We start from the raw sequence: 1,009 nt of genomic DNA, 5'->3' as shown, positions 1-1,009 counted from the left end.
TTACCCCGGCACCATTTACCGCCATATTTGGCCTTCATGGCACACATTGCATCCCATCGGCCACTCATGCCACTGTACTGACGGCGAAACTCCTTAGCGGAAGTTATCCAGGCATCGTCACTGATACCAAGCTCAAGCAGTAGTTTGGGCCTGGTAGAGGCAATAAAGCCACGCTTGTCTTCCCGCACCGCCCGGCCTGTCCAATCAATCAGCTCCAGATAGTCGGCAAAGTGAAATGGGATGCCGCTTTGTTCGGCGGTAGTGGCTGCACCATCAAATTGCAGCAGTGGCTTAAGTGAAGCGTTGGCAGTTGCTGGCTCAGCAACTTCTTCTATGCGCTCCTGAATGGATGTGTAATCAGAAGTTTGCAGTGAATCTGCAATACCTGCGCGAATGGGATTTAAATCCACATACATCATGCAGGCAAGCAGCGCCTGTTCATCGAGCAGCGCCTGCGACTTAAAGCGTCCTTCCCAGAATACGCCCTTACAACCATCTTCGCGATTGGCCTTGCGGGCGATATCTTCGTTTAAACAGCGCATAAACCAACTGATACTGCCAAGGCGTTCCTGCCAATCGCTAATCAGCGAATCCAGCAGTATTCGCTCACCTTCCGAGAGACTATCGCCCTTAAGGAACTTTGCCGCCACAGGATTGCCACTAAAGAGCCCTGTCCAACGCTCAATGACTTCAAATGGCGAAGGAAAAATCAAGGAAAAATCAGGACATCCTAAACATTTTACGGACCACCTGGAAGCATACCTTGCGGTCTCAATCTCTTATAAATGACGATAAATTATTAGAAGTAGACTCTCTAAGACGAGTAATCTGCATGCTTCATACAAAAACTGCAGTTACCAGGCATGGCTGCGGCAGGCTTAAGCCTGTTTCTGCAAAATTTCCAACGGCTTAAAGTTAATGGGGATGTATTGCTTGGCTTTGTTGCTTACCCCGGCACCATTTACCGCCATATTTGGCCTTCATGGCACACATTGCATCCCATCGGCCA

Annotated in this window: 1 pseudogene; it reads right to left on the bottom strand. The window is 49.3% G+C overall.

The features are described from left to right. A pseudogene (locus tag AYI96_RS18800) lies at positions 1–692 on the bottom strand (alpha-amylase family glycosyl hydrolase); the annotation flags it as partial. Positions 693–1,009: the final 317 nt, after the last annotated feature.

It is taken from the genome of Shewanella sp. MSW (genome assembly GCF_007636515.1).
Classification (GTDB): Bacteria; Pseudomonadota; Gammaproteobacteria; order Enterobacterales; family Shewanellaceae; genus Shewanella; species Shewanella indica.
The sequence above is the reverse complement of the archived record's forward strand: the minus strand, read 5'-3'. Positions and strand labels throughout refer to the sequence as shown.